Source organism: Roseateles sp. P5_E11, from assembly GCF_054049355.1.
Map to the genome: position 1 here is coordinate 1 of NZ_JBFUMO010000004.1, position 21,750 is coordinate 21,750.

At 69.3% G+C, this 21,750-nt stretch carries 24 protein-coding genes and 1 pseudogene; 15 read left to right on the forward strand and 10 right to left on the reverse strand.

The window, feature by feature from the left end:
* The 3 genes and pseudogenes from ACXJKR_RS00660 to ACXJKR_RS00670 form a co-directional block, all read right to left on the reverse strand.
* Window positions 1–429: pseudogene (locus ACXJKR_RS00660) on the reverse strand (ATPase); the annotation flags it as partial.
* Window positions 430–523: 94 nt separating this feature from the next.
* Window positions 524–805: a BTH_I0359 family protein gene (locus ACXJKR_RS00665; RefSeq protein WP_056191800.1), complete on the reverse strand. Its 282-nt coding sequence runs from the start codon at window positions 803–805 to the stop codon at window positions 524–526.
* Window positions 806–928: 123 nt separating this feature from the next.
* The gene (locus tag ACXJKR_RS00670) at window positions 929–1,825 is read right to left on the reverse strand and encodes a hypothetical protein (protein ID WP_457319890.1); all 897 of its coding nucleotides are present in this window, start codon (window positions 1,823–1,825) and stop codon (window positions 929–931) included.
* Window positions 1,826–1,859: 34 nt separating this feature from the next.
* On the opposite strand from ACXJKR_RS00670, the gene ACXJKR_RS00675 reads away from it, so the two are divergent.
* From ACXJKR_RS00675 to ACXJKR_RS00690, 4 genes are all read left to right on the forward strand, one after another.
* On the forward strand, window positions 1,860–2,642 hold the full coding sequence (locus ACXJKR_RS00675) for a fumarylacetoacetate hydrolase family protein (RefSeq protein WP_457319892.1): 783 nt from the start codon (window positions 1,860–1,862) through the stop codon (window positions 2,640–2,642).
* A complete protein-coding gene (locus tag ACXJKR_RS00680) occupies window positions 2,639–3,577 on the forward strand; it encodes a nucleoside hydrolase (protein WP_457319894.1) in 939 nt (312 codons plus the stop codon). Before ACXJKR_RS00675 ends, ACXJKR_RS00680 begins: the two co-directional genes overlap by 4 nt.
* A gap of 203 nt (window positions 3,578–3,780) precedes the next feature.
* Window positions 3,781–4,785 (forward strand): sensor domain-containing diguanylate cyclase, encoded by a 1,005-nt coding sequence (locus ACXJKR_RS00685; RefSeq protein WP_056191807.1) that lies wholly within the window; start codon window positions 3,781–3,783, stop codon window positions 4,783–4,785.
* A gap of 40 nt (window positions 4,786–4,825) precedes the next feature.
* Entirely contained in the window at window positions 4,826–5,503 is a 678-nt protein-coding gene (locus tag ACXJKR_RS00690; RefSeq protein ID WP_056191809.1) for a DUF4197 domain-containing protein, read from the forward strand.
* Here ACXJKR_RS00690 and ACXJKR_RS00695 read toward each other — a convergent pair.
* A complete protein-coding gene (locus ACXJKR_RS00695) occupies window positions 5,500–5,985 on the reverse strand; it encodes a GFA family protein (RefSeq protein ID WP_457319897.1) in 486 nt (161 codons plus the stop codon). The genes ACXJKR_RS00690 and ACXJKR_RS00695 overlap by 4 nt on opposite strands.
* 92 nt (window positions 5,986–6,077) lie before the next feature.
* On the opposite strand from ACXJKR_RS00695, the gene ACXJKR_RS00700 reads away from it, so the two are divergent.
* Window positions 6,078–6,986 carry a ProQ/FINO family protein gene (locus ACXJKR_RS00700; RefSeq protein ID WP_457319899.1) on the forward strand — a complete coding sequence of 303 codons (909 nt, stop codon included), beginning with the start codon at window positions 6,078–6,080 and terminating at the stop codon, window positions 6,984–6,986.
* Here the strand turns inward: ACXJKR_RS00700 and ACXJKR_RS00705 are convergent.
* The gene (locus ACXJKR_RS00705) at window positions 6,971–8,353 is read right to left on the reverse strand and encodes a leucyl aminopeptidase family protein (protein WP_457319901.1); all 1,383 of its coding nucleotides are present in this window, start codon (window positions 8,351–8,353) and stop codon (window positions 6,971–6,973) included. The two genes, ACXJKR_RS00700 and ACXJKR_RS00705, sit on opposite strands and share 16 nt — an antisense overlap.
* Window positions 8,354–8,522: 169 nt before the next feature.
* Between ACXJKR_RS00705 and ACXJKR_RS00710 the strand changes: the two genes are divergently transcribed.
* From ACXJKR_RS00710 to ACXJKR_RS00730, 5 genes are all read left to right on the forward strand, one after another.
* Window positions 8,523–8,699: a hypothetical protein gene (locus tag ACXJKR_RS00710; protein WP_457319903.1), complete on the forward strand. Its 177-nt coding sequence runs from the start codon at window positions 8,523–8,525 to the stop codon at window positions 8,697–8,699.
* 118 nt (window positions 8,700–8,817) lie between these two features.
* Complete coding sequence (locus tag ACXJKR_RS00715; RefSeq protein ID WP_457319905.1) at window positions 8,818–9,396, forward strand: hypothetical protein; 579 nt, start codon at window positions 8,818–8,820, stop codon at window positions 9,394–9,396.
* Window positions 9,397–9,406: 10 nt separating this feature from the next.
* Complete coding sequence (locus ACXJKR_RS00720) at window positions 9,407–9,961, forward strand: tRNA-uridine aminocarboxypropyltransferase (RefSeq protein WP_457319907.1); 555 nt, start codon at window positions 9,407–9,409, stop codon at window positions 9,959–9,961.
* Window positions 9,962–9,970: 9 nt separating this feature from the next.
* Window positions 9,971–12,076 carry a protein-disulfide reductase DsbD family protein gene (locus ACXJKR_RS00725; RefSeq protein ID WP_457319909.1) on the forward strand — a complete coding sequence of 702 codons (2,106 nt, stop codon included), beginning with the start codon at window positions 9,971–9,973 and terminating at the stop codon, window positions 12,074–12,076.
* Window positions 12,073–12,678, forward strand: a complete 606-nt coding sequence (locus ACXJKR_RS00730; protein ID WP_457319911.1) for a redoxin domain-containing protein — start codon at window positions 12,073–12,075, stop codon at window positions 12,676–12,678. Before ACXJKR_RS00725 ends, ACXJKR_RS00730 begins: the two co-directional genes overlap by 4 nt.
* 6 nt (window positions 12,679–12,684) lie before the next feature.
* On the opposite strand, the gene ACXJKR_RS00735 is transcribed toward ACXJKR_RS00730, so the two are convergent.
* Complete coding sequence (locus tag ACXJKR_RS00735) at window positions 12,685–13,608, reverse strand: glutaminase (protein ID WP_457319949.1); 924 nt, start codon at window positions 13,606–13,608, stop codon at window positions 12,685–12,687.
* A gap of 25 nt (window positions 13,609–13,633) precedes the next feature.
* On the opposite strand from ACXJKR_RS00735, the gene ACXJKR_RS00740 reads away from it, so the two are divergent.
* Complete coding sequence (locus tag ACXJKR_RS00740) at window positions 13,634–14,542, forward strand: class I SAM-dependent methyltransferase (protein ID WP_457319913.1); 909 nt, start codon at window positions 13,634–13,636, stop codon at window positions 14,540–14,542.
* A gap of 12 nt (window positions 14,543–14,554) precedes the next feature.
* Here ACXJKR_RS00740 and ACXJKR_RS00745 read toward each other — a convergent pair whose 3' ends face one another.
* Window positions 14,555–16,045, reverse strand: a complete 1,491-nt coding sequence (locus ACXJKR_RS00745; protein WP_457319915.1) for a serine/threonine-protein kinase — start codon at window positions 16,043–16,045, stop codon at window positions 14,555–14,557.
* 13 nt (window positions 16,046–16,058) lie between these two features.
* Complete coding sequence (locus ACXJKR_RS00750; RefSeq protein WP_057297935.1) at window positions 16,059–16,931, reverse strand: c-type heme family protein; 873 nt, start codon at window positions 16,929–16,931, stop codon at window positions 16,059–16,061.
* A gap of 123 nt (window positions 16,932–17,054) precedes the next feature.
* Here ACXJKR_RS00750 and ACXJKR_RS00755 point away from each other — a divergent pair, with 123 nt between their 5' ends.
* The 4 genes from ACXJKR_RS00755 to ACXJKR_RS00770 all read left to right on the forward strand — a co-directional run bounded on the left by ACXJKR_RS00755 (window position 17,055) and on the right by ACXJKR_RS00770 (window position 20,354).
* Complete coding sequence (locus ACXJKR_RS00755) at window positions 17,055–17,279, forward strand: DUF1731 domain-containing protein (protein ID WP_457319917.1); 225 nt, start codon at window positions 17,055–17,057, stop codon at window positions 17,277–17,279.
* A complete protein-coding gene (locus tag ACXJKR_RS00760; RefSeq protein ID WP_457319918.1) occupies window positions 17,263–18,192 on the forward strand; it encodes a hypothetical protein in 930 nt (309 codons plus the stop codon). The genes ACXJKR_RS00755 and ACXJKR_RS00760 overlap by 17 nt, the downstream gene beginning before the upstream one ends.
* A gap of 96 nt (window positions 18,193–18,288) precedes the next feature.
* The gene (locus ACXJKR_RS00765; protein ID WP_056191837.1) at window positions 18,289–18,957 is read left to right on the forward strand and encodes a response regulator; all 669 of its coding nucleotides are present in this window, start codon (window positions 18,289–18,291) and stop codon (window positions 18,955–18,957) included.
* A gap of 2 nt (window positions 18,958–18,959) precedes the next feature.
* Window positions 18,960–20,354 carry a sensor histidine kinase gene (locus ACXJKR_RS00770; RefSeq protein ID WP_457319920.1) on the forward strand — a complete coding sequence of 465 codons (1,395 nt, stop codon included), beginning with the start codon at window positions 18,960–18,962 and terminating at the stop codon, window positions 20,352–20,354.
* Here the strand turns inward: ACXJKR_RS00770 and ACXJKR_RS00775 are convergent.
* Window positions 20,311–20,901 carry a hypothetical protein gene (locus ACXJKR_RS00775; protein WP_457319922.1) on the reverse strand — a complete coding sequence of 197 codons (591 nt, stop codon included), beginning with the start codon at window positions 20,899–20,901 and terminating at the stop codon, window positions 20,311–20,313. The genes ACXJKR_RS00770 and ACXJKR_RS00775 overlap by 44 nt on opposite strands.
* 53 nt (window positions 20,902–20,954) lie before the next feature.
* Complete coding sequence (locus tag ACXJKR_RS00780; RefSeq protein WP_457319924.1) at window positions 20,955–21,719, reverse strand: ParA family protein; 765 nt, start codon at window positions 21,717–21,719, stop codon at window positions 20,955–20,957.
* Window positions 21,720–21,750: the final 31 nt, after the last annotated feature.

Sequence of the window (21,750 nt, forward strand, 5' to 3'; positions counted from 1 at the left end):
GTCCAGGTACTCGCAGGTGGTGGCCAGCAGGGCCATCATGTCCTTGGGCGCATCCTTGACGTATTCGTCTAGGTAGAAGAACAGTGTGGCTTCCGAGAAGGGGCCGCTCCATTGGCCGAAGCGGTCGAGGAAGGCTTCGTCACTCAGCGCATCGTGGCCGCGCCACAACTCGTTGCCGGCGCAGCGCTGGCCCAGATAGCCGCGCAGCCTTTGCAGCACACGCGTGGGCCAGACGAGATGGCGGCCCGTGAAGGACAGCAGGCCGTTGAAGTCGCGCCGCAGGTTGAAGCGGCCGGCGTGCCTGACGGTCAGCGTCAGCACGAACTGCGAGCACATGCGGTCCAGCACCGGAGCGCTGTCCAGGCCGGGCGAGGGCAGCAAGCGGGCAGATGCCCGGGCGGCTGTCTCAGCGGCGACTCGCTTCACCATTCGATGGGCTCCTTGCGCAGCCTGCAGCGGCGGCGCGGACCCATCTTGTATCAGGCTTGGCGGCAGAGCAACGTCAGATCGGCCCCCTAAACGTTCAGTGCATCACGACCGGTTGCTGGCCCATCACGGCATAGCGCTCGATGAAGGCGTCCAGTTCGTCCTCGGAAGGCTCGCCATCGTCGATGAGGGCCTGCACGCCTTGCTGGAAGGATTCGGCCAGGGCGCCTTCGATGAAGATTTCCTTGCGGGCGAACTTGTCGACGATCTCAAAACCGCCTCGGTTCAGCTGCGGGCCGGCCTCCACCGCCTGGAGCTCGGCGTGTGGGACGTCGAACTGGACGACGATGAAGCTGTCGGAGTTGTAAAGCATGTGCATGGAGTTCTCCTCAGGGCTTCAGCTGCGGGTGAGGCCTGGTGTTTCAAGCCCCGCTTGGTTCAGATACTGGCAGAACGCCCTGCTGTTCGGGTCATCCCATGCGCTGACAACGTGTAGGAAGCGTCAGGAGTTCACGTCGGACAGACGGATCTCGAAACCGCGCGTTTCGGGGTCGCCCTGGCGCAGGCGGACCGGCCAGTAGCCGCGGTTGGGGTCCAGCCACAGCTCCACGCCAGGGTCTCGCTCACCCAGCGGCAGGCGTCGCAGATGCAGGCTGCCGGCGTCTTCAGGCGTCGCATCCACGGTCTCGAAGGTCCATTCCCGCAGTTCGCCGCGCAATCCGGCCACCCAGACACGCCAGCGCCCACCCGGTGTCGGGGCGGCCTGCACCAAGGCGGCGAGTTGCAGCCACCAGGACAGGCGGTCCTGCGCGCCCTCGGGCAGTTCGAGCTGGGCCGGGTTGGCCGAGAAGCTGACACGCCGCCCTTCGGCATCGAAGTTGATGGCCTGGCGGTCCTGACCGCCGCGCTGCAGCGCGAAGCGTTCGGGGGCCAGGCCCGCACTGCCGGTATGGCCCAGGCTTTCCAGGGCCGGCAGCGCGCGCTCGCCAACGCGCCGGGTCAGGCGCAGGCTGTAGCGGCCATCGGCTTCGGGGCGCCAGTCCAGCAGCGCCTCGCCGTCCTGGCCGCTTTGGCGAAGGCGGTAGTGCCAGGCGGCTGGGCCGGCCAGGCGCAGCGGCGGGGCCTCGGGGGCGGCGATGGGGGCTTCAACGGCGGGCATCGGTGGCCTGGCGCTGGCGCGAGGCGAGCGGGCCTGAGGCAAGGGCCGGGTGGATGGGGTGGGCTCGGGCAGGGCCATGGGCAGCGTCGGCGGCTGCAACAACGCGATGCTGACGGCCCGCGCCGGCCGAGCGGCGCTGTCGTCGCGCACCCGCTCACCGCCCAGCAGCAGCGCGTGGGCGAGCAGGCTGGCCGCCAGTGCAACCGTGGCGGCGCGGGGGAAGGGCAGGGCGGCGCGCATCGCACAATGCTGCCATCACCCTGAACTCCCGCTCATGAAACTCGCCAGCTACGCCGACGGCTCGCGCGACGGCCACCTCGTCGTCGTGTCGCGCGACCAGACCCAGGCGCATTACGCCACCGGCATCGCCACGCGCTTGCAGCAGGTCCTCGATGACTGGGGCTTCCTGTCGCCGCAGCTCGAAGACCTGGCCGTGCAGCTGAACCACGGCAAGCTGCGCCACGCCTTCGCATTCGAACCCGAGAAATGTGTCGCGCCTCTGCCACGCGCTTATGGCTGGGCCGTTGTCGACGCCGAAGGCGGCGTGCGCCGCGAAGCTGGCCAGTTCCATGGCGCGCATCAGCCTTTGAGGGCGCCGGCGGCCTGCGAGCCGGCCCTTGCCGTCATCACGGGCGACCTGGCGGCAGCGAGTGATGCCGCCTCGGCACTTGATGCCATGCGTCTGCTGACTTTTGCCGTGGACTGGCGCCTGGACGGCGAATTGATCGCCACCCACTGCGCGCCGTTGGCCGTCACGCCTGATGAGTTGGGCGAGGCCTGGGGCGCCGGCCGTCTGCAGGCCCGCCTGGTGGCCCTGCACAACGGCGCCAAGCTCGATCCGCGCGACGTGGCTGCCCTGCCCGGTGACGCACTGGCGCGTCTGGCCCGCTTGCGGGCGCTGCGCGCCGGGCAGTTGGCCGGCTCGGCCCTGGGCGCGCTGGAGCTGCCGCTCGCGCCCGGTGACAGTCTGCGCCTGGACCTCAAGTCCGCCGACGGCCAGCACAGCCTGTTCGGCGCCATCGACATCGATCTCGCACCGCCACCCGCATCCGTATGAGCCAAGCCATCATCATTGACACCGACCCGGGCCAGGACGACGCCATCGCCCTGCTGCTGGCCGCTGCCAGCCCGGAGCTGGAACTGCTCGGCGTGACCACGGTAGCCGGCAATGTGCCGCTGGCGCTGACGACACTGAACGCCCGCAAGGTCTTGGAATTGGCCGGCCGGCGCGACGTGCCCATCTGCGCCGGTGCCGACAGGCCGCTGGACGTGCCCCTGGTCACCGCCGAGCATGTGCACGGCGACACCGGCCTGAACGGCGTCGAGCTGCCCGAGCCGACGCTGGCGCTGGATCCGCGCCATGCGGTCGACTTCATCATCCAGACCCTGCGCGAGCGCGAGGCCGGCACCGTGACGCTGTGCCCGCTGGGGCCACTGACGAATATCGCCCTGGCCCTGCGCCAGGCGCCCGACATCGCGGCGCGCATCCGCCGCATCGTGCTGATGGGCGGCGGTTTCTTCGAGGGCGGCAACGTCACGCCGGCCGCCGAGTTCAACATCTATGTCGATCCGCAGGCGGCCCATGAGGTGTTCACGAGTGGCGTGCCCATCACGATGGCGCCGCTGGACGTCACCCACGAGGCGCTGACGACGGCGGCCCGCATCGAGGCCATCCGCGCCTTGGGCAACCGCGTTGGCGGCGTGGTGGCCGCCTGGATGGAATTCTTCGAGCGCTTTGACGAGGAGAAATATGGCCAGGACGGCGGCCCGCTGCACGACCCCTGTGTCATCGCCTGGCTGCTGGCGCCGGAGCTGTTCACCGGCCGGGACTGCAATGTGCGCGTCGAGACCCGGAGCGAGCTGACGCGCGGCATGACGGTCATCGACTGGTGGGCCGTCACCGGCCTGGCTGCCAACGCCCAGGTGCTGCGCCATGTCGATGCCGACGGCTTCTTCGCGCTGCTGACCGAGAGGCTGTCGGCTCTGCAGTGAGTGCGTCATTGAGCGAAAGCCGGGATGGTCCGGCAAGGGCTGGATCCGGAACTCCATTAGTACGCGCTTGACGCATAGATGATGTGCAAACGGGTGTCGACATCATTTATATCCGGTGAGACACTGGCCACTCGAGGGGGACACCGCAGCGCCCGGGGTGGAAGAGGCGCATCGTCGCGCGACGGCGCGTCGAGGAGACATCGATGCCGACCAGAGACAAGCTGCTGGAGGTCATCGCATTGCAGACCGAGGTGGCCGGACTGGGGCTGGACCTGGACTTGGACCTGGGGCGCCTGCTGGACCGCGTCGTCAAACGCACCCTGAGCCTGGTGGATGCGGACGGCGCTGCCCTGGAGATGGCCGAGGGCGACGAGATGGTCTACCGCGCGGCAGCCGGCATGGCGGAGGGCAGCCTGGGCCTGCGGCTCAAACGCAGTCACAGCCTGTCGGGCCTGTGCGTCGCCCAGGGGCGGGCGCTGCGCTGCGACGACGCACTGCTCGATCCGCGCTGCGACCGCGCCGCCTGCGAGCGCCTGGGCCTGCGTGCCATGGTCGTCGTGCCGCTGCGTCATCACGGCGTGACGGTGGGCGTGCTGAAGGCCATGTCCAAACGCGAGGGTCATTTCGCTGACCGGCATCTGTCCCTGCTGGGGCTGGTGTCCCAGCTCGTCGCCGCGGCCATGTATTTCGCCACCCGCTATGCGCCCGCCGAACTCTTCCACAAGGCGACGCATGACGGGCTGACGGACCTGCCCAACCGCTCCCTCTTCCTGGATCGCCTGCATGCCTCGCTGGCCCAGGCCATGCGGGACGGCCAGCCGCTGGCCGTCATGATGCTGGACATGAACGGCCTCAAGCGGATCAACGACGGCTTCGGTCACCGTGCCGGCGACGCGGCGCTGTTGGAGTTCGCGCGCCGCCTGGTTGGCGGCCTGCGCCAGTCCGACATGGCGGCGCGGCTTGGGGGTGACGAGTTCGGCGTGCTGCTGCGGCCGCTGGCGGCCGACGGCGGCCTGGAGGCGACGATGCAGCGGCTGGCGGCGCATCTCGACGGCGGCTTCGAGTTCGAAGGTCGGCTGCTGCAGGTCGGTGCCAGCATGGGCACGGCCTGCTTCCCCGAGGATGGGATGGATCTCGGCCGGCTCATCGAGCTGGCCGACCAGCGCATGTACCGCCACAAGCGCGGCCTGCAGCACGCCCACGCCTGAGCCGGTGGCAAGATGGCGCTCCGTCTCACCGGAGCCCGCCATGCAACGCCGCCTCGTCATCGCCAGTGCCCCCGCGCTGTTCCTGCTGCGCCCGGCCTGGGCGCTGAACCTCAGCGAGGGTGATGCCAACGCCGGCATCCGCGCGGCCCTGGAGCGCGGCGCCAATTCGGCGGTGTCGCTGCTGGGGCGTCCCGACGGCTTTCTCGGCAACCCGCTCGTCAAGATCGAGCTGCCGGGTTATCTGAGGGACGCCGCCAAGCTGCTGAAGGCCACCGGGCAAGGCAGGAAGCTCGACGAGCTCGTCACAGCGATGAACCGCGCCGCCGAAGCCGCCGTGCCGGCGGCCAAGCCGCTGCTCGTCAAGGCGGTGAAGGACATGAGCGTCGAGGACGGGCTGAAGATCCTCAGGGGTGGTGACGACTCGGTGACGCAGTTCTTCGCCGTGAAGACGCGCGAGCCGCTGGGCCAGCAGTTCCTACCCATCGTGACCAAGGCGACCGAGAAGGTGTCTCTCGCCGACAAGTACAACGCCGTCGCCAGGAAGGCCGGCGGCTTCGGCCTCGTCAAGGGCGACGAGGCCAACATCCAGCAGTACGTGACGGCCAGGGCGCTGGACGGTCTCTACCGCATCATTGGCGAGGAGGAGAAGAAGATCCGGCAGGACCCGGTTGGTACGGGCAGCGCCATCCTCAAAAAGGTTTTCGGCGGGCTGGGCTAGGGCCTGTAGTGCGCCTTGTGCCACTCGGCCAGTGACATGTCGGGGTACTCGTCAAAGCGTGGGTCCCGCGGCGAGCCCTCCACCTCGACCCAATCCGCCTTGGAACCCACCATGCAATGCACGTGCTCGGGTGGCGTCGGCAACGGCGTGTCGATGGCGCTGGCATGCGGGTGCACAAGCTCCGGCCAGGTCGGGTCCCAGAGCCACAGCGCGCTGCCGCACTTCATGCAGAAGTAGCGCCGCCCGCTGCTCTTGTGCCGGCCCTTGCTTTCCTTGTTCGGCAGCTTGGCGCGGTAGATGCGCAGATGCCGCTTGCCCTTGACCTTCATCGTGTGCGTCTGAGCGCCGAGGTTGATCGCATAGCCGCCGGCGCCGGCCGTCTTGCGGCAGATGGAGCAGTAGCAGCGCATGAAAGGGACGGGCGAGTCGGCCTCGACCGAGAACTTCACGCTGCCGCAATGGCATGAGCCTTCGAGGTGCATTTGCTGGCCTTTCTATGGGATGGCGTGCAGGAGCCCATGATGGCCGACAATCCCGGCCCTTGCCTGTTTGCTGCCGCTTCGACGGCTTTGCGATGAATTCCGATCTTCCTGATCCCGTCACCCCGTCCGAAGAACCGGCAGCCGCTGTGCCCGCACCCGTGCCTGCGCCTGAGGCCACACCGGCGGCCGCACCCGAGGCCGCGCCCCAGATCGAGAGCGCGTCCGAGGTTTCCGCCGACGCCGCGCCGGCTGCTGCTGGCTCGCCCGCTGCGCCGGCGGTAGACGCCACTGCCGAGCTCAAGGCCCTGTTCCCGGCCCTGTTCACCGGCAAGCCCAAGCCCGTCAAGCTGCGCGTGCAGGCCGACATCCAGGAGCGCGCACCGGGCAAGTTCAGCAAGGCTCAGCTCAGCGCCTTCCTGCGCCGCCACACCGGCAGCACCGGCTATCTGATCGCGCTGACCCAGGCCAAGAGCCGCTTCGACCTCGACGGCAACCCCGCCGGTGAGATCACGGAAGAGCATCTGAATGCCGCCAAGGAAGAGCTGACCCGCCGCCGCGGCCTGAAGCAGGAGCGTGAGCAGGTGGAGCAGGAGCGCCACCAGCTCGAGGCGCAGCAGCGCCGCAACCGAGCCCAGCTGCTGTGGGACTTCGAGCGCACGACGCTGACCGAGGCCAACTTCTGCGTGCTCAAGGGCGTGGTGGCTGAGGAGCTGCCGGGCCTGCTGGAGATCGCTCGCAAGGAGCGCGCCGAGGCGCCGCCTGCCCCGCCGCGGGAGGTGCGCCGCGATGGGCCCCCGCCGCGCCGCGATGACCGACGCCCCGGTGGCGGCGGTCGCCCCGAGGGTCGCGCAGAAGGCCGCCGCGAAGGTGGCCGGCCGCCGCAGCGCCAGGGCAAGAAGCCCGATCAGCCGCGTCGCGACCAGGCGGCCAAGCCCCAGGTTCCTAAGGCGAACCCGGTTCAGGAGCCGCAGCCGGCTGACAAGGATCAGGCGCCCGAGTAACGCTGCTCCAGGTAGGCGAGCAGGGTGCGGATCGTCTGCGCCTCGCCGCCCACCGGCCGGCCGGCGCGAGGCGCGTCGTTCCAGGCGAACAGGTCGACGTGCAGCCAGTCCTGCTGCGGTGGCAGGAAGTCTTCCAGGAACAACGCCGCGTTGATGGCGCCGGCCAGCGGGCTCTTGCCCGTGTTGACGATGTCACCGATCGTGCTCTCGATGCCGGCGTGATACGGCGCCCACAGCGGCATGTGCCAGAGCGGGTCGTCGAGCTTCAAACCCAGGTCGACCAGATCGCGGGCCGTGTCCATGTGCTTGGCGAACAGCGCCGGCAGCTGGGCGCCCAGGGCCACGCGCGCGGCACCCGTCAGCGTCGCCAGGTCGATGACGAGGTCGGGCTTGCCCTCGGCGGCATAGGCCAGCGCGTCGCACAGGATGACGCGGCCCTCGGCGTCGGTGTTGCCGATCTCGATGTGCAGGCCCTTGCGCGTCTTGATGACGTCGCCGGGCCGGTAGGCGTTGCCCGAGATCGAGTTCTCGACCGCCGGGATCAGCAGCTGCAGACGCACCGGCAGCTTCAAGGCCATGATGAGGGTGGCCAGGCCCAGCGCGTTGGCCGCGCCGCCCATGTCCTTCTTCATCTGGCGCATGCCTTCGCCGGGCTTGATGTTGAGGCCGCCGGTGTCGAAGCAGACGCCCTTGCCCACCAGGGCCAGCTTGGGGTGCTTGGGATTGCCCCAATTCAGCTCGATCAGGCGAGGTGAGCGCGTGCTCGCGCGGCCGACGGCGTGAATGCTGGGGAAGTTCTTCTTCAGCAGGGCGTCGCCGATGGTTTCCGCATAGGTCGCGTCGTATTGCTTGGCCAGGGCCTTGGCGGCGGCGGCCAGCTCGGCCGGGCCCATGTGCTCGGCCGGCGTGTTGACGAGATCGCGCGTGGCCGAAATCGCCGCGGCCAGCGCCAGGCCGCGTTCGGCGTCAGCACCGCCCTTCAGCACCAATGTGGCCGGCCCGCGCTTGGCTGGCTTGTAGAGGTCGAAGCGGTAGCCGCCCAGCTCCCAGGACATGGCCGCGCCCTCCGGCAGCAGGGCCAGGCCGGCGTCATCCAGCTTGTAGACACCTTCCGGCAGGGTCAGCGGCAGATGGCTCAGCGAAAAGGGGTGAGCGCTGTGGGCCACGCCGGCAAAGACCTGGGCCAGGCGGCCATCGGCTCCGGGAATCAGGGCGTGGCTGTCCGGCGCACCCACAAAGCCGACCGTCGCCAACCAGGCGCGGGTGGCCGGTGGCAGGCCGGGGGCCAGGGCCTGGAAGGCGGCGCGGTCCACGACGGTGATGGGAGTGGCCTTGGCCGGGAGGGTCTTTTTCAGCTGGACGGTCATCGCGGAGTCCTGGATTCAAAAGCGGCATTGTCTGCATAGCCGGTGACCGCAGGCCACAAGTGCAAAGAAGTGTGTTTGGCCTGTCAACCACCCCCAACCAGCCCGCGTTGTGCCTCCCAATCGCGCCCCACTCGGCGTGAGACGGCCCTCCAAAGGCCAGACAGCCATGATGAAGATCCAGCCCCGCACTGAACACCCGCCGCGCCGCCTGCCCCTCTCCGAGGTGGCCTGGAGCGCAGAGGAATCCGTCGAAAAGGGCCGCAAGCACGAGGCCTTCGACACCGGTTTCTACAGCGGCGAACGCCGCGGCCTCGCCCGCGCCATGCGCCTGGACCGCAAGCGCTAAAACCGGCGACTCTTCCTTTCGCAGCCCGCCGCCCGGCACCGGACGGCGGGCTTTGTTTTGGGCTGAACGGGAAATCCTCCCGGATTTGCTGGCGTGACAGCGCCGAGAATGCGCCCCCATGAAAGCCGCCCGCCGCTCCATCGCCTTCTTTTCCGGCCTCCTGCTGTACTGCTTCGGCGCGGGCGCCGCCATGAAGTACGCCAGCACCGGCCTGCCGCGCCAGGTCTATGCCCAGCTGGGTGGCCGCAACAGCCTGCAGGTCATGCTCGGCGAGGCCGTCGCCATTGCGCTGCTGCTCTTCATTGCCGCGCTGATCTGGGGCTATCTGACGCTGCGGCCGCAGCGCCGCCGGCACCGCCCCTATGTCGCGTGGATGATGTCCGGCGTCGGCGTGGCCTGGGCGGGCTGGTTGATCTTCGGCGCCTTCAGCTTCGCGCTGAAGCCGCGCGCCTACTCGGCGCCCCTGCAGAGCATGCTGCTGTCGTCCAGTGCGGCGCCGCTGTTCGGTGCCTTCAACATCTTCGGCGTCGTTGGCGGCGTCTGGCTGGCCGGCCGGCTGGCCAAGAGGCGCCAGGTCGGCTTGCCCACCACGCGCTCGCGCCGCCACCACGGCGAGGAGGAGTCGGCCGCTGATGCCGGCGCCGACAGCACGGTATCGACCATCGCGCCGCACTCCGTGTCGCCACCGGCGAACTGAGCCGAGGCGCATGTCCCGCGCGGTCTGCCCGCGCTGCGAGCGCCCGGCCTGCACCTGCCTGTGCGCCACGCTGCCGGCGCCGCTGGCCGTGCGCACCGAACTGCTCATCCTCCAGCACCCGGCCGAGGCCGGCCATGCCAAGAACACCGCCGCCTTTCTGACGCTCGGCCTGAGCCCAGCCGCGTGCCTGCTGCGCGGCGAGGCTTTCGACCCCGCACTGGCCCGCCCCGGCACGGCGCTGCTCTACCCGGGCGAGGGCGAGGGGGCCACGTTGACCGACGTCAATCGCCTCGTCCTGCTGGACGGCAATTGGCGCCAGAGTCGCCGCCTGCTGGCAGTCAACCCCTGGCTGGCCGCGCTGCCGCGGCTGAGCTTGCCCGAGCAGCCCGGCCGCTATGCGATACGCCGAGCTCACCGCCCTGGCCAGCTGTCAACACTGGAAGCCGGTTTGCATGCCTTGGCCCTGTTGGAAGGCGGGCCGGAACGCTTCGCACCGCTGTGGGCCGCGTTCGATGCATTTGTTCAGGCAGGCCTGTCACGGCAGGGTGAAAGCGGGATGGCCTAGGATTTCGGGATGTTCTCGTTCCTGCGCCCCCTCCTTCCGGCTCTGCTGGCCGCCCCGCTGCTGGCGTTTGCCGCACCGCCCGAAGCGTCCACGGAGCATGTGCAGGCCCGCCTCGTCTCCAGCCAGGCCGCGGTGGCGCCGGGCCAGCGCTTCACGGTGGCACTCGAGCAGAACATCAAGTCGCACTGGCACACCTACTGGCTCAACCCGGGCGACTCCGGCCAGGCGACGACGATCGACTGGAGTGGCGCCCAGGCCGGGCCCATCCAGTGGCCCACGCCGGCCATCCAGGCCATCGGCCCCATCGTCAACTACGGCTACGAAGGCCGCGCGGCCCTCCTCGTCGACTTGACGGTGCCGGCCGACGCCAAGCCCGGCAGCCGCTTCAAGCCGGCAGCCGAGGTGAAGTGGCTGGTCTGCAAGGATGTCTGCATTCCCGAGCAGGTGTCGCTCGGGCTGGACCTGCCGGTGGCGGCCGAGGCCAAGGCCGGCCCCGACGCAGCCCAGATCGAGGAATGGCGTGGCGCCATTCCCAAACCGGCAAATTTCGCCGTGCAGCTCAAGCCCGCGCCGCAAGGTGTGCGCCTCAGCGGCCCAGCGGCTGGCCTGAATCTGCCCATCAGCAAGGCCTATTTCTTTGCCGACACCTGGGGCGCCGTCGCTCACAGCGCCCCCCAGGTGTTCCGAGCCGAGGGAGCCGGCTGGGTGCTGGACATCCCCGCCGGTGACGAGCCCGTGCCTGCCGGCAAGCCTCTGTCCGGTGTCATCGTGCTGACGACTGCGGCCGGCGAGCAGGCCTGGACCGTCTCCGTGCCCATGCCCGAAGGCGCCGGCAAGGGACCCGGCCCGGCCGATCTCAACGCCCCTGCGGCCGAAACCGCCACGCCCGCCCCCGCGCCGGAAAGCAACCTCGGCCTGCTGCCCGCCCTGGCCCTGGCCCTGGTTGGCGGGCTGATCCTGAACCTGATGCCTTGCGTCTTCCCGGTGCTGTCCATCAAGGCGCTGGCCCTGGTGCGCGAAGGCAACCATAAGGCGGAGGGCTTGGCCTACACGGCCGGTGTGCTCGTCAGCTTCGCGGCGCTGGCGGCGGTGTTGATCGCGCTGCGCGCGGGCGGCCAGCAGGTGGGCTGGGGCTTCCAGTTCCATTCACCGGTGTTCGTCCTCATCGTCAGCTATCTGCTCTTCTTGGTCGGGTTGAACCTGTCGGGCTTCTTCGAATTCGGCGGCAGCTTCACCGGTGTGGGCTCCAACCTGGCCGCGCGTCAGGGCCTGGCGGGCAGCTTCTTCACCGGCGTGCTGGCGGCTGTCGTCGCCACACCCTGCACGGCGCCTTTCATGGGGGCCGCGCTGGCCTTTGCGCTGTCCCAGCCGGCGGCGGTGCTGCTGGCTGTCTTCCTCGCGCTGGGCCTGGGCCTGGCGCTGCCCTTCCTGCTGCTGGCTTTCTGGCCCGCGGCGCAGCGCTGGTTGCCGCGGCCCGGCGCGTGGATGGACAAGTTCAAGCAGTTCCTCGCCTTCCCGATGTATGCGGCCGTCGTCTGGCTGCTGTGGGTGCTGGCCCAGCAGGCCGGCCCGGACGGCGTCGCGATGGCGCTGGGCGGCCTGGTGCTGATCGCCTTCGCGCTGTGGCTGCACCGCGCTGGGAGGGGCGTCGTCAGCGGCGTGGCGGTGGTGGCCAGCTTCGTGCTGGCGCTCAGTGTCATTCACTGGATCAGGCCCGTGCCTGCCGACGCTCATGCTGCCGCCCCGGGATCGGCCATCGAGGCCTACAGCGCCGAGCGCCTGGCCGAACTGCGCGCTCAAAACAAGCCGGTCTTCGTCAACATGACGGCGGCCTGGTGCATCTCCTGCCTCGTCAACGAGCGCGTCGCGCTGTCGCGCCCCGAGGTCAAGGACGCCTTCGCCAAGGCCGGCGTGGCCTATCTGAAGGGCGACTGGACGCGTGAGGACCCGAACATCACCGCCGTGTTGAAAGCCCATGGCCGCTCCGGCGTGCCCCTCTACCTCTATTACGCACCGGGCGCCGCCGAGGCCCAGGTGCTGCCGCAGATCCTTACCCCCGGTCTCATCGTCGAGGCCATCTCTGTGCCCCCCGCCTCTTCCAGGAGTTCGACATGACCTTGCTTCGCCGCAGCCTGCTCGCCGCCCTGATCCTTCCTGCACTGGCCCATGCCACGGCCAATGTCGACGCACCCGCGCCGACTTTCTCCGCCACGACGGCCGACGGCAAGACCGTCAATCTGGCCGACTACAAAGGCAAGACCGTCGTGCTGGAGTGGACCAACCACGACTGCCCGTATGTCAGGAAGCACTATGGCGCCGGCAATATGCAAACCCAGCAGAAAGCCGCCGCCGCCCAGGGCGTCGTCTGGCTGCAGGTGATCTCCTCCGCGCCTGGCCAGCAGGGCCATGTTGACGGCGCCACCGCGCAAAAGCTCAACGCCGACCGCGGCGCAGCGCCCACTGCGACCCTGCTCGACCCCAAGGGCGAGCTCGGCAAGCTCTACGGCGCGCAGACGACACCACACATGTACGTCATCAAGGCCGATGGCACGCTGGCCTACAAGGGCGGCATCGACAGCCTCGCCACGCCCGACAAGGCCGACATCGCCAAGGCCGAGCCCTACGTCACCGAGGCCCTGGCCGCGGTGGCTGCGGGCCGCAAGGTCGAGAAGGCGTCGACGCGGCCCTATGGCTGCAGCGTCAAGTACGCCAGCTGATTTCGCCTAGAAGACCGACAGCCCCGTCTTCGCGACGAACAGTTCCAGCGCCCGGCGGCCCAGCAGGGAGTTGCCGGTGTCGTCCAGCGCTGGCGACCAGACGCACAGCGTGAGATGGTCGGGCACCACGGCGACGATGCCGCCGCCGACGCCGCTCTTGCAGGGCAGGCCGATGCGGAAGGCGAACTCGCCTGCGGCGTCGTAGGTGCCACAGGTCAGCATCAGCGCATTGACCCGGCGCGTCTGCGCCGTGCTGAGCACGGGCGTGCCGGCCAGCGGGTGGCGGCCGTCGCGGCACAGATAGCCGGCGGCGCAGGCCACCTGTTCGCAGCTCATCGCGATGGCGCATTGATTGAAGTAGACGTCCAGCACCGTGGCGACGTCGTTGTCCAGCGTGCCAAAGGCCTTCATGAAATTGGCCAGCGCCGTGTTGCGAAACCCGGTGTCGGCCTCCGAGCGCGCCACTTCGGCGTCGATGCGGACGGCCTCGCCGCACAGCCGGCCCAGCAGCGCCAGCAGTTCGGTCTTGGCGTCACCCTGTGAGACCAATCGATCCGCGACCGCGATCGCGCCGGCGTTGATGAAAGGGTTGCGCGGAATGCCGCGCTCCGTCTCCAACTGCACCAGCGAATTGAACGGGCTGCCAGAGGGCTCGCGACCGATGCGGTCCCACATGGCCTCGCCCAGCGCGCGGATGGCCAAGGTCAGCGAGAACATCTTGGACATGCTCTGGATGGAGAAGGGCACGGCGCTGTCGCCGGCCGCCGCCGTCTCGCCCGCACAGGTACGCAGCGCGATGCCGAACTGCAGCGGCGACACCCGCGCCAGCGCCGGGATGTAGCTGGCGACCTTGCCGCCGGCCGTGGCGAGTTGCGGGCGCAGTTCGGCGTTGATCTCGTCGAGGATGAGCTGGAGGTCCATGGCGGCCATTCTGGCCCGGGACAATGCCTCACCCATGCAAGCTCTGCTCGACGTCATCGCCGCCTCGGCGGCCCTTCCCCAGGGCGCTCAACGCCTCTTCCACGGCCGCGGCGGCCTGCATCCCGGCTGCGAGCACCTGACGCTGGACGCCTACCCGCCTGCGCTGCTGCTGACCAGCTTTGAGCCGCTGGCCGACGAGGCGCTGGCTGCCATCGGTGCGGCGATCATGGCGCGCTGGCCTGAGGCGCCCTGGGTCTTCCAATGCCGCCAGGACGGCGGCCGCGTTCAGACGCGCCTGATGGCCGGCACCCTGCCCGAGCCACACGTTGTCAGCGAGGCTGGAGTACCCGATACACGCTACCTCGTGCACCTGCTGCGCGGCCAGAACCATGGCCTCTTTCTCGACATGGCCGAGGGGCGACGCTGGGTGCGCGAGCAGGTGCAACCGGGCGCCAAGGTGCTCAACCTGTTCGCCTACACCTGCGCCTTCTCGGTCGTCGCGCTGCAGGCCGGTGCAGCCGAGGTCGTCAATGTCGACATGGCCTCGGGTGCGCTGGCCATCGGCCGCACCAACCATGAACTCAACGGTGTGAAGGCGGGCGCCAGGTTCCTGGCCCATGACATCTTCAACTCCTGGGGCAAGCTGACCCGCGGCGGACCCTATGACCTCGTCATCTGCGACCCCCCCAGCTTCCAGAAAGGCAGCTTCGTCGCGACCAAGGACTACGCGCGGCTGGCGAAGCGGCTGCCTGCGCTGCTGGCGCCCGGGGGCCACGCATTGCTGTGCCTGAACACGCCCAAGCTGGGCCTGGATTTCCTGCACGGCGTGATGGCCGAGCACGCACCGGAGCTGGCGTTCGTCGAACGCGTGGCGAATCCGGAGGTGTATGCGGACGTCTCGGCAGATCGAGGACTCAAGGTGTTGGCCTATCGCCTGCCCTGAGCCTGCCGCGCCTCAGGAAAGTCGCCCCAGCTCCGCCAGCAACTTCGCCCGCGCTGCCGGATCGTTGACCGACTCCGCCAGCCGGTTGAAGAACACCGCCCGGCTGTCCGTGCCGGCTGCGGCCCGTTTGATCAGCACCTTGGCGATGGGCCCGACATGTTTCGCCAGCAGAACCTGAGCCTTGTCCATGACGGCCTCGTTCAGCGGCCCGCCGATGAGGGTGCCGCTGCCCGCCGAGCCCGCCGTGGCGCCCTTGGAGCCACCGGCCGACGGCGAACCGGCCGTGCCGCCGCCTGCCGTGCGGTGGTGGCCGCCGGTGACCAGGCTGGCCTGGCCGAGGAAGGCGTCGCGCGCACGCGGGTCGGTGACCTGCTCGGCCAGCTTGCTGTAGAGCTCGTTGATGTCCTGGCATTCGCGTGCGGCGCGGCGCACCAGCACGCTGGCCAGCGGGCCGACATGCCTGGCCAGCGTCAATTCGGCCTGGGTGAGCTGGGCCTTGTCCCAGTGCGATGGCGTCGGGGCGCTGGCCGTGCCCGCCGTGGAGCCGGGCAGCGACGTGCCTGACAGCGAGGGCGGTGCGACAGTGGGCGTGGCCAGCGGCTGCGCGGGGCGCGCGCGCGCTGGCGCCAGCATCACGGTCTTTTCCCAGCCGGTGTCGTCGATGCTTTGACCGATGCCGTCGGTGATGGCCTGCTTGAATTCCTCGGCGGTGGCATAACGGTCTTCGGGGCGCTTGGCCAACGCGCGGGCAATGATGGCGTCGAACCAGCCCGGGCGCTCGACACCCTCGATGGTCGACGGCGGCTGCGGCATGTCGTTGACGACCTTGTACATCAGCGCCTCGGTCGTGCCGGCGAAGGGCGCGCGGCCGGTGAGGAGCTGGTAAAGCACGACGCCGGCGCCGTAGATGTCCACGCGCCGGTCCATGGGCTTGCCCAGGAACTGCTCGGGCGCCATGTGGCTGGGGGTGCCCACCATGTAGTGGGTTTGCGTGAGGTTGGTGCTCTCGATGCGGGCGATGCCGAAATCGGCCACCTTGAGCCGCCCCCCGGCCGTCGTCATGATGATGTTGGCGGGTTTGATGTCGCGGTGCCAGACGCCCTTCTCGTGCGCATGGCCGAGGGCATCGAGCAGCTGGCTCATGATGCCGGGGATGTCGGTGTCGGTGAAGCGAACCTTGGCGCCGAGGTAGCTGGCGAGCGAGCGGCCCTCGACAAACTCCATCGCGATATAGGCCACGTTCTCGGCGCGGCCGAAGTCGTAGACGGCGACGATGCCCGGATGGTGCAGCCGGCCGGCAGCCTGGGCCTCGTTGCGGAAACGCGAGGCCGGTGCACCGGGGCTGTCGTCGTCGGCGTCGAGCTGGGTGCGGATGGTCTTCAGCGCGACGGTGCGCTGGATGTCGGGGTCGAAGCCCTTGTAGACGACACCCATCGCGCCCTCACCGAGAACCTCGGTGATGCGGTATTTGCCGAGCTGTGTCGGGTGCTTCTTGTCGCTCATGCGCTGAAATGACTCATGTGTCCAGCAACTTCATGGCCTGCACGACGCTGGCCCGCATGCGAGAGAAGGAATGGGACAGCGTGGCGATCTCGTCCTTGCTGGTGGCCTGGAACTCGGGCGCGTCCAGGTCGCCCTGACTGACGCGGTCGGCCAGCGCCGACAGGCGGGTGACGGGGCGCACGACCAGCATCCAGACCATCAGGTTCAGCACGACGCCGACAGCGACGAAGACGCCGATCAGCGACGTGATGAAGACCTTGAAGGTCTGGTCGGCGCGCTGCAGCGGCACGCCCAGCGGGACTGAAACGACCTGCGCGCCGATGACTTCGTTGAGGTTCCAGCCGAAGCCGTTAGCGGGGCCGTACTTGGCGACCATGGTGGCCGGCGCGGCCTCGACGCTGCTGTGGCAGGCCAGGCAGGCCGGGTCGGTGATGCGCAGCGGACGGGCGATGTAAAGCGAAGGGCCGGCGGGCGTGTCGCGCGTGCCGACGGTTTCCTTCAGGTCGGCCGAGGAGCGGAACTGGCCGACGATGTCGACCTCCCAGCTCGTTGCACGGTCGCGCGGGTTGGTCGGGTTCAGCGTCGCTTCCTTGTAGGCGAACTCGGGGTGCTTGGCCAGCAGCGTCCCCAGCACCTCCGTGGCGGAAAAGCTCGGCACCGTCTCCGGCAGGAACTTGTCGGTCATCTGCGAGACCAGCAGTGGCTTGATCTTCGTGTTGGTGTAGCTGCGCACGGCCAGCGCCTTCTCCATCAGCATCTGCGCGGTGGCGATGGTTTCCTGCTTGGCGTTGTCCTGCAGCAGATTGCGCGCGATGTAGCCGCTCAGGGCGATGCCCAGGCTCATCACGAGCAGATAGACCAGATTGAATTTGGCGAGCAGTTTCATGGTGTTTTTCCCGGAGGCCGGCAATGGTAGTGCGCCGATATGGCTGAGTGGCTTCGTGCTTGCTCGTGGTTCCCGGTGCAAATCCACAGAAGAAAGGGCGCCGGACCGAAATTGGGCCTACCGATGCAGGCCCTGGCCGCCTCCTTCGGCCGCCGTGCCTGGCTGCGCATGCCCGCCTGGCCGCTGCGCAGGCTGGCCGGCGAGATGTCCACGCTGTTGCTGGACGGCCAGAACGTCGTTCCTGCCGCGGCGCGGGCCGCCGGCTATCGCTTCCGCTTCCCCACGCTGCAGGCGGCGCTGTCCGACCTGGCGGCCCGGCATGATGCCGGCCATGAACTCGCCCATTGACCGCTGCAACGACGGCAGTGCGAACCCGCCGCGGCTGCGCCGCGACATCAACCTCGGCACCCTGGCCGAGCTGCCGCGCGCCTCGACCGGCTGGCGCGCGACGCATGCCGAGCAACTCGCCCTCTTGAAGGCCGACGGCCACGAAGCCGTGCAGATCTGGCAGCCCACGCGCGAGGCCGCCCGGGCCGCGCGCGACGCCGGCCTGGCCGTCACCGGCATCTGCCGCGCACTGGTTCCAACCGAGGTGGCCGCCATCGTGCGTGAGCAGCGCGACCTCGGCTGCGAGATCACGACGCTGCACGTGGGCAACAGCTTCGAGACCGACGCCGAGATGGATGCCCTTGCCGCGGCCGTGCTGGAAGCCTCGGCGCGGCACGGCCACCCGCTCTATGTCGAGACCCACCGCGGCACGATGACCCAGGATCTCCGCCGCACGCTGGATCTCGTCGAACGCTGGCCGGCGCTGCGCTTCAACGCCGATCTGTCGCACTGGTACACCGGCCACGAGCTGACCTATGGCGGCGAGTTCCACGAACGTGCGCAGCGGCTCGCGCCGGTGTTCGAGCGCGTGCGCTTCCTGCATGCCCGCGTCGGCAACCCGGGATGCATCCAGACCGGGCTCGACGACCCCGGCGACTACCTCAGCCACTTCCGCTGGATGTGGCAGCGCTGCTTCGAGGGCTTTGTGCGCGGCGCCGGGCCGGGTGACTACCTGAGCTTCAACGCCGAGCTGCTGCCGCAGAAGATGGGCGCCGACTTCTGGCTGCACTACGCCCAGCCGCGTGTCGACCTGGCGGGCGACCGTTTCAACGGTGAGCCCAGCGACCGCTACGCGGACGCCGCGCGGTTGTGGCAGATCGCCGGCGAATGTTTCGAGGCGGCAACACGCGCAGTGGTGGGCGCGCCGCGCTGACATTCGCTTCGCGGCGCATTGCTGGCATGTGAATGGCCCCGGCGTGACAGCCCTGCGTCAGCACATCGGCCGCTCTCGCGCCATACTGCTGCCACCATGCGCATCCTGCTCGTCGAAGACGACGAACAACTCGTCGAAACCACCGCCCGCGCGCTGCGCTCCCAGGGCTGGGTCGTGGACTGCACCGCCCGCGGCGAGCCCGTGCCGCGCTCGCTGAAGGAGGACGCCTACGACCTCCTCATCCTGGACATCGGCCTGGCGGGCATCGACGGCTTCGAGACGCTGCGCCGCGTGCGCGCCGAGAGCATCGCCGTGCCGGTGCTGATCCTGACCGCCCGCGACGCCGTCGAGGACCGCGTGCGTGGCCTGGAAGGCGGCGCCGACGACTACCTCGTCAAGCCCTTTGCGTTGACCGAACTGGTCGCCCGCGCCCGCGCCCTGGTGCGGCGCAGCCAGGCGCGCACCAGCAACCAGCTGCAGCTGGCGCGCCTGCGCATCGACCAGGAAGCCCGCCGCGCCTACATCGACGACGAGCCACTGGCCCTGTCCGCCCGCGAATGGGACGTGCTCGGCTTCTTGATGGCGCGCTCGGGCAAGGTCGTGCCCAAGGAGCACATCGCGCTGGCCAGCAATGCCTGGGACCAGGGCGTCAGCGACAACGCCATCGAGGTCTGCCTGTCGCGTCTGCGCGCCAAGATCGAGCCGGGTGGCGTGCAACTTCGCACTGTGCGCGGCCTCGGCTACCTGCTCGAGGAAATAGGCTGACGTTGGCTGAGGGTTCACGCTCCAGCCTGCAGCGGCGGCTGTTCGGCTGGCTGATGCTGCCGCTGGTGCTGGCCTTGCCCGTGCTCGGCACGGCGCTGTACGAGCAGGTCAGGCACAGCGCGCAGAGCTGGCTCGACGAGGGCCTGGAGGACACCGCGCTGACGCTGGCGGGCCAGATCGACGTGCGCAGCGGCGAGCCCCGCATCGATGTCAGCGCCACCATGGACCGCGCCCTGCGCTTCGACCGCCAGGACGATGTCTTCTACCTGGTGTTGGCGCCGCGCGGCGAGGTGCTGCAGGGCGACGCCGGCCTGGCCGAGTTGCAGCCCCGCCCGGCCCCGCAGGCGGCGGGCCACTCCTCCTACGGCGACGTCAGGCTGCGCGGCCGAGAGCTGCGCCTGGTGCAACTCGGCCATGACTGCGGCACCGGTGTCTGCCAGATCCTCGTTGCCGAGACCCTGCACAAGCGCGACGCGCTGCAGAGCGAGATCGGCAGCTCGGTCGCGTTGAACGGCGTGGCGCTGGCTTTGCTGCTGGCCCTGGCCGGCTGGTGGGCCATCCGCCAGGGCCTGGCGCCGCTGACGGGCCTGAGCGCCGAGCTGGAGCATCGCGACCTGCACCGGCTGACACCGCTGGCGGCCAGCCTGCCGCGCGAGCTGGTGCCACTGCAGGCCGCCTTCAACCGCCTGTTCGAGCGCCTGGCCCGCGCGGCCGGCGCCCAGCGCGAATTCCTGGCCGACGCGGCCCACCAGCTGCGCACGCCGCTGACCTCGCTGCAGACCGAGATCGAGCTGGCCATGCTGGAGCCGCACGACCAGCGCGTGGACCCGCTGCTGGAGCGGCTGCGCCAGCGTGTCGTGCGCAGCGCCCGCCTGGCCCAGCAGCTGCTGTCGCTGGCCCGCGCGGAGGACCGCAGCGTCGACGTGGGGCAGCGCATCGACCTGCGCGACATCGCCACCGAAAGCGGCCAGGACTGGGCCCATCGCGCGCTGCCTGCGGGTGTCGACCTCGGCTTCGAACTGGCCGAAGCGCCGGCGCTGGGCCATGCCTTCCTGCTGCGCGAGCTGCTCGAGAACCTCATCCACAACGCCGTCAGCTACGCCGGCGCAAGCGCCCGCATCACGGTGCGTTGCGGCAGCGATGCGGCCGGACCGTGGCTGGAGGTCGAGGACAACGGGCCCGGCATTGCGCCAGCCGACCGCCCGGCCGCCATGCTGCGTTTCCGCCGCGGTGATGCCGCCACGGGCACCGGCAGCGGCCTGGGCCTGGCCATCGCGGCCGACATCGCGGCCCGGCACGGCGGCCGGCTGGAGCTGCTGGATGCCCACGCCGGCCCGGGGCTGCGGGCGCGGCTCAGCCTGCCGCCGCTGCCTCCGGACCCAGCCCCAGCTGCTTGAAGAGGTTCATCGCGACGACGACGCGCCGCCCCGGCGTGGCCGGCACCTCGTGCATGGTGATGCCCGGGAACATGATCAACGTGCCGGGCCGCGGCTGGTAGGCGCTGGTCTTGGAGAACACCAGCGGCGCGCAACCGGCTTCAGCTTCCAGGTAGACAACGCAGCTCAGGTCGGCCGGCCAGTGGTTGTGCGGGGCCGTGTAGTCGGCCTGTTCGTAGATGGCGCCCCAGCAGTGGGTGACGAGCAGGTCCAGCCCGAGCGAGTCGAGCTCGCCCGACCAGGCTTTGGGCGCGGCCGCCTTGGCGATCTCGACGACGCTGGCGCACAGCGGCAGCAGCTTGGCATTGAGCATGTGGCTTTTCCACGGGCTCATGTACACCGACTTCACGTTGGACTCGGGCGACTGCGGGTGGCTGATGCGCAGCTCGTCGATGGCCTCGCGCGCCAGCTGCAGCCGGTCCGCGATCGGGCCCAGCTCGGCAATGATGACGGGCAGTTCGGTCTGGACGCTGGCGCCGACGATGCGTACGGATTCGGGAGTGCTCATGCCGACATTCTGGCCATCGGCGCTGGCGGGCCAAGGCCGGAAAAACGCCCGGTTCAGCCCAGCGCTTCGTACAGCGCCTGCATCTCCTGCGTCAGCTTGTGGCGCGCATCGAGATGGATCATGGGCCGGCTCAGCTCGTGCGACTCCTTGACCTTCACACTGCTCGACAGATACGGCTGCAGCACCGGCAGGCCCTCGTCCAGCAACTCCTGCACGACGCGCTGCGGCAGCGAGGCGCGGGCCTGGAACTGGTTGACGACGATGCCCTCGACCGACAGCTCGGGTGCGTGGTCGGCGCGGATCTCTTCAACGGCTTCCAGCAGGCCGTAGAGCGCCCGGCGCGAGAAGTCGTCGCAGTCGAAGGGGATGAGGCAGCCCTGGGATGCGATCAGCGCCGAGCGCGTGTAGAAGTTCAAAGCCGGTGGCGTGTCGATCCAGATCTCGTCGTATTCGTCCGCCAGCGGCAGCAGTGCGTCGCGCAGCTTGTAGATCTTGTAGCGGCTCTCCAGCTTGCCGTGCAGCTCGTCGAGCTCGGCGCTGGCCGGCATCAGGTGCAGGTTCTCCCACGGCGTCTCGACGACGAACTCGGTCGCGCCAGGTGCGCGCACGCTGAACTTCAGCGTTGACTCGAAGAATTCAGCCGAGCCCGGTGCGCCTTCATCCAGCGCATCGCCCATCAGGTAGCGGCTGGTGTTGCCCTGGCGGTCCAGGTCGATGACCAGCACCCGCTTGCCCGCTGCCGCGGCAATCGCCGCCAGATTGCTGGTGATCGTGGACTTGCCCACGCCACCCTTCTGGTTGAACACCACACGCCGCATCGCCGCCTCCGTTGCTGGATGCGGCGATTGT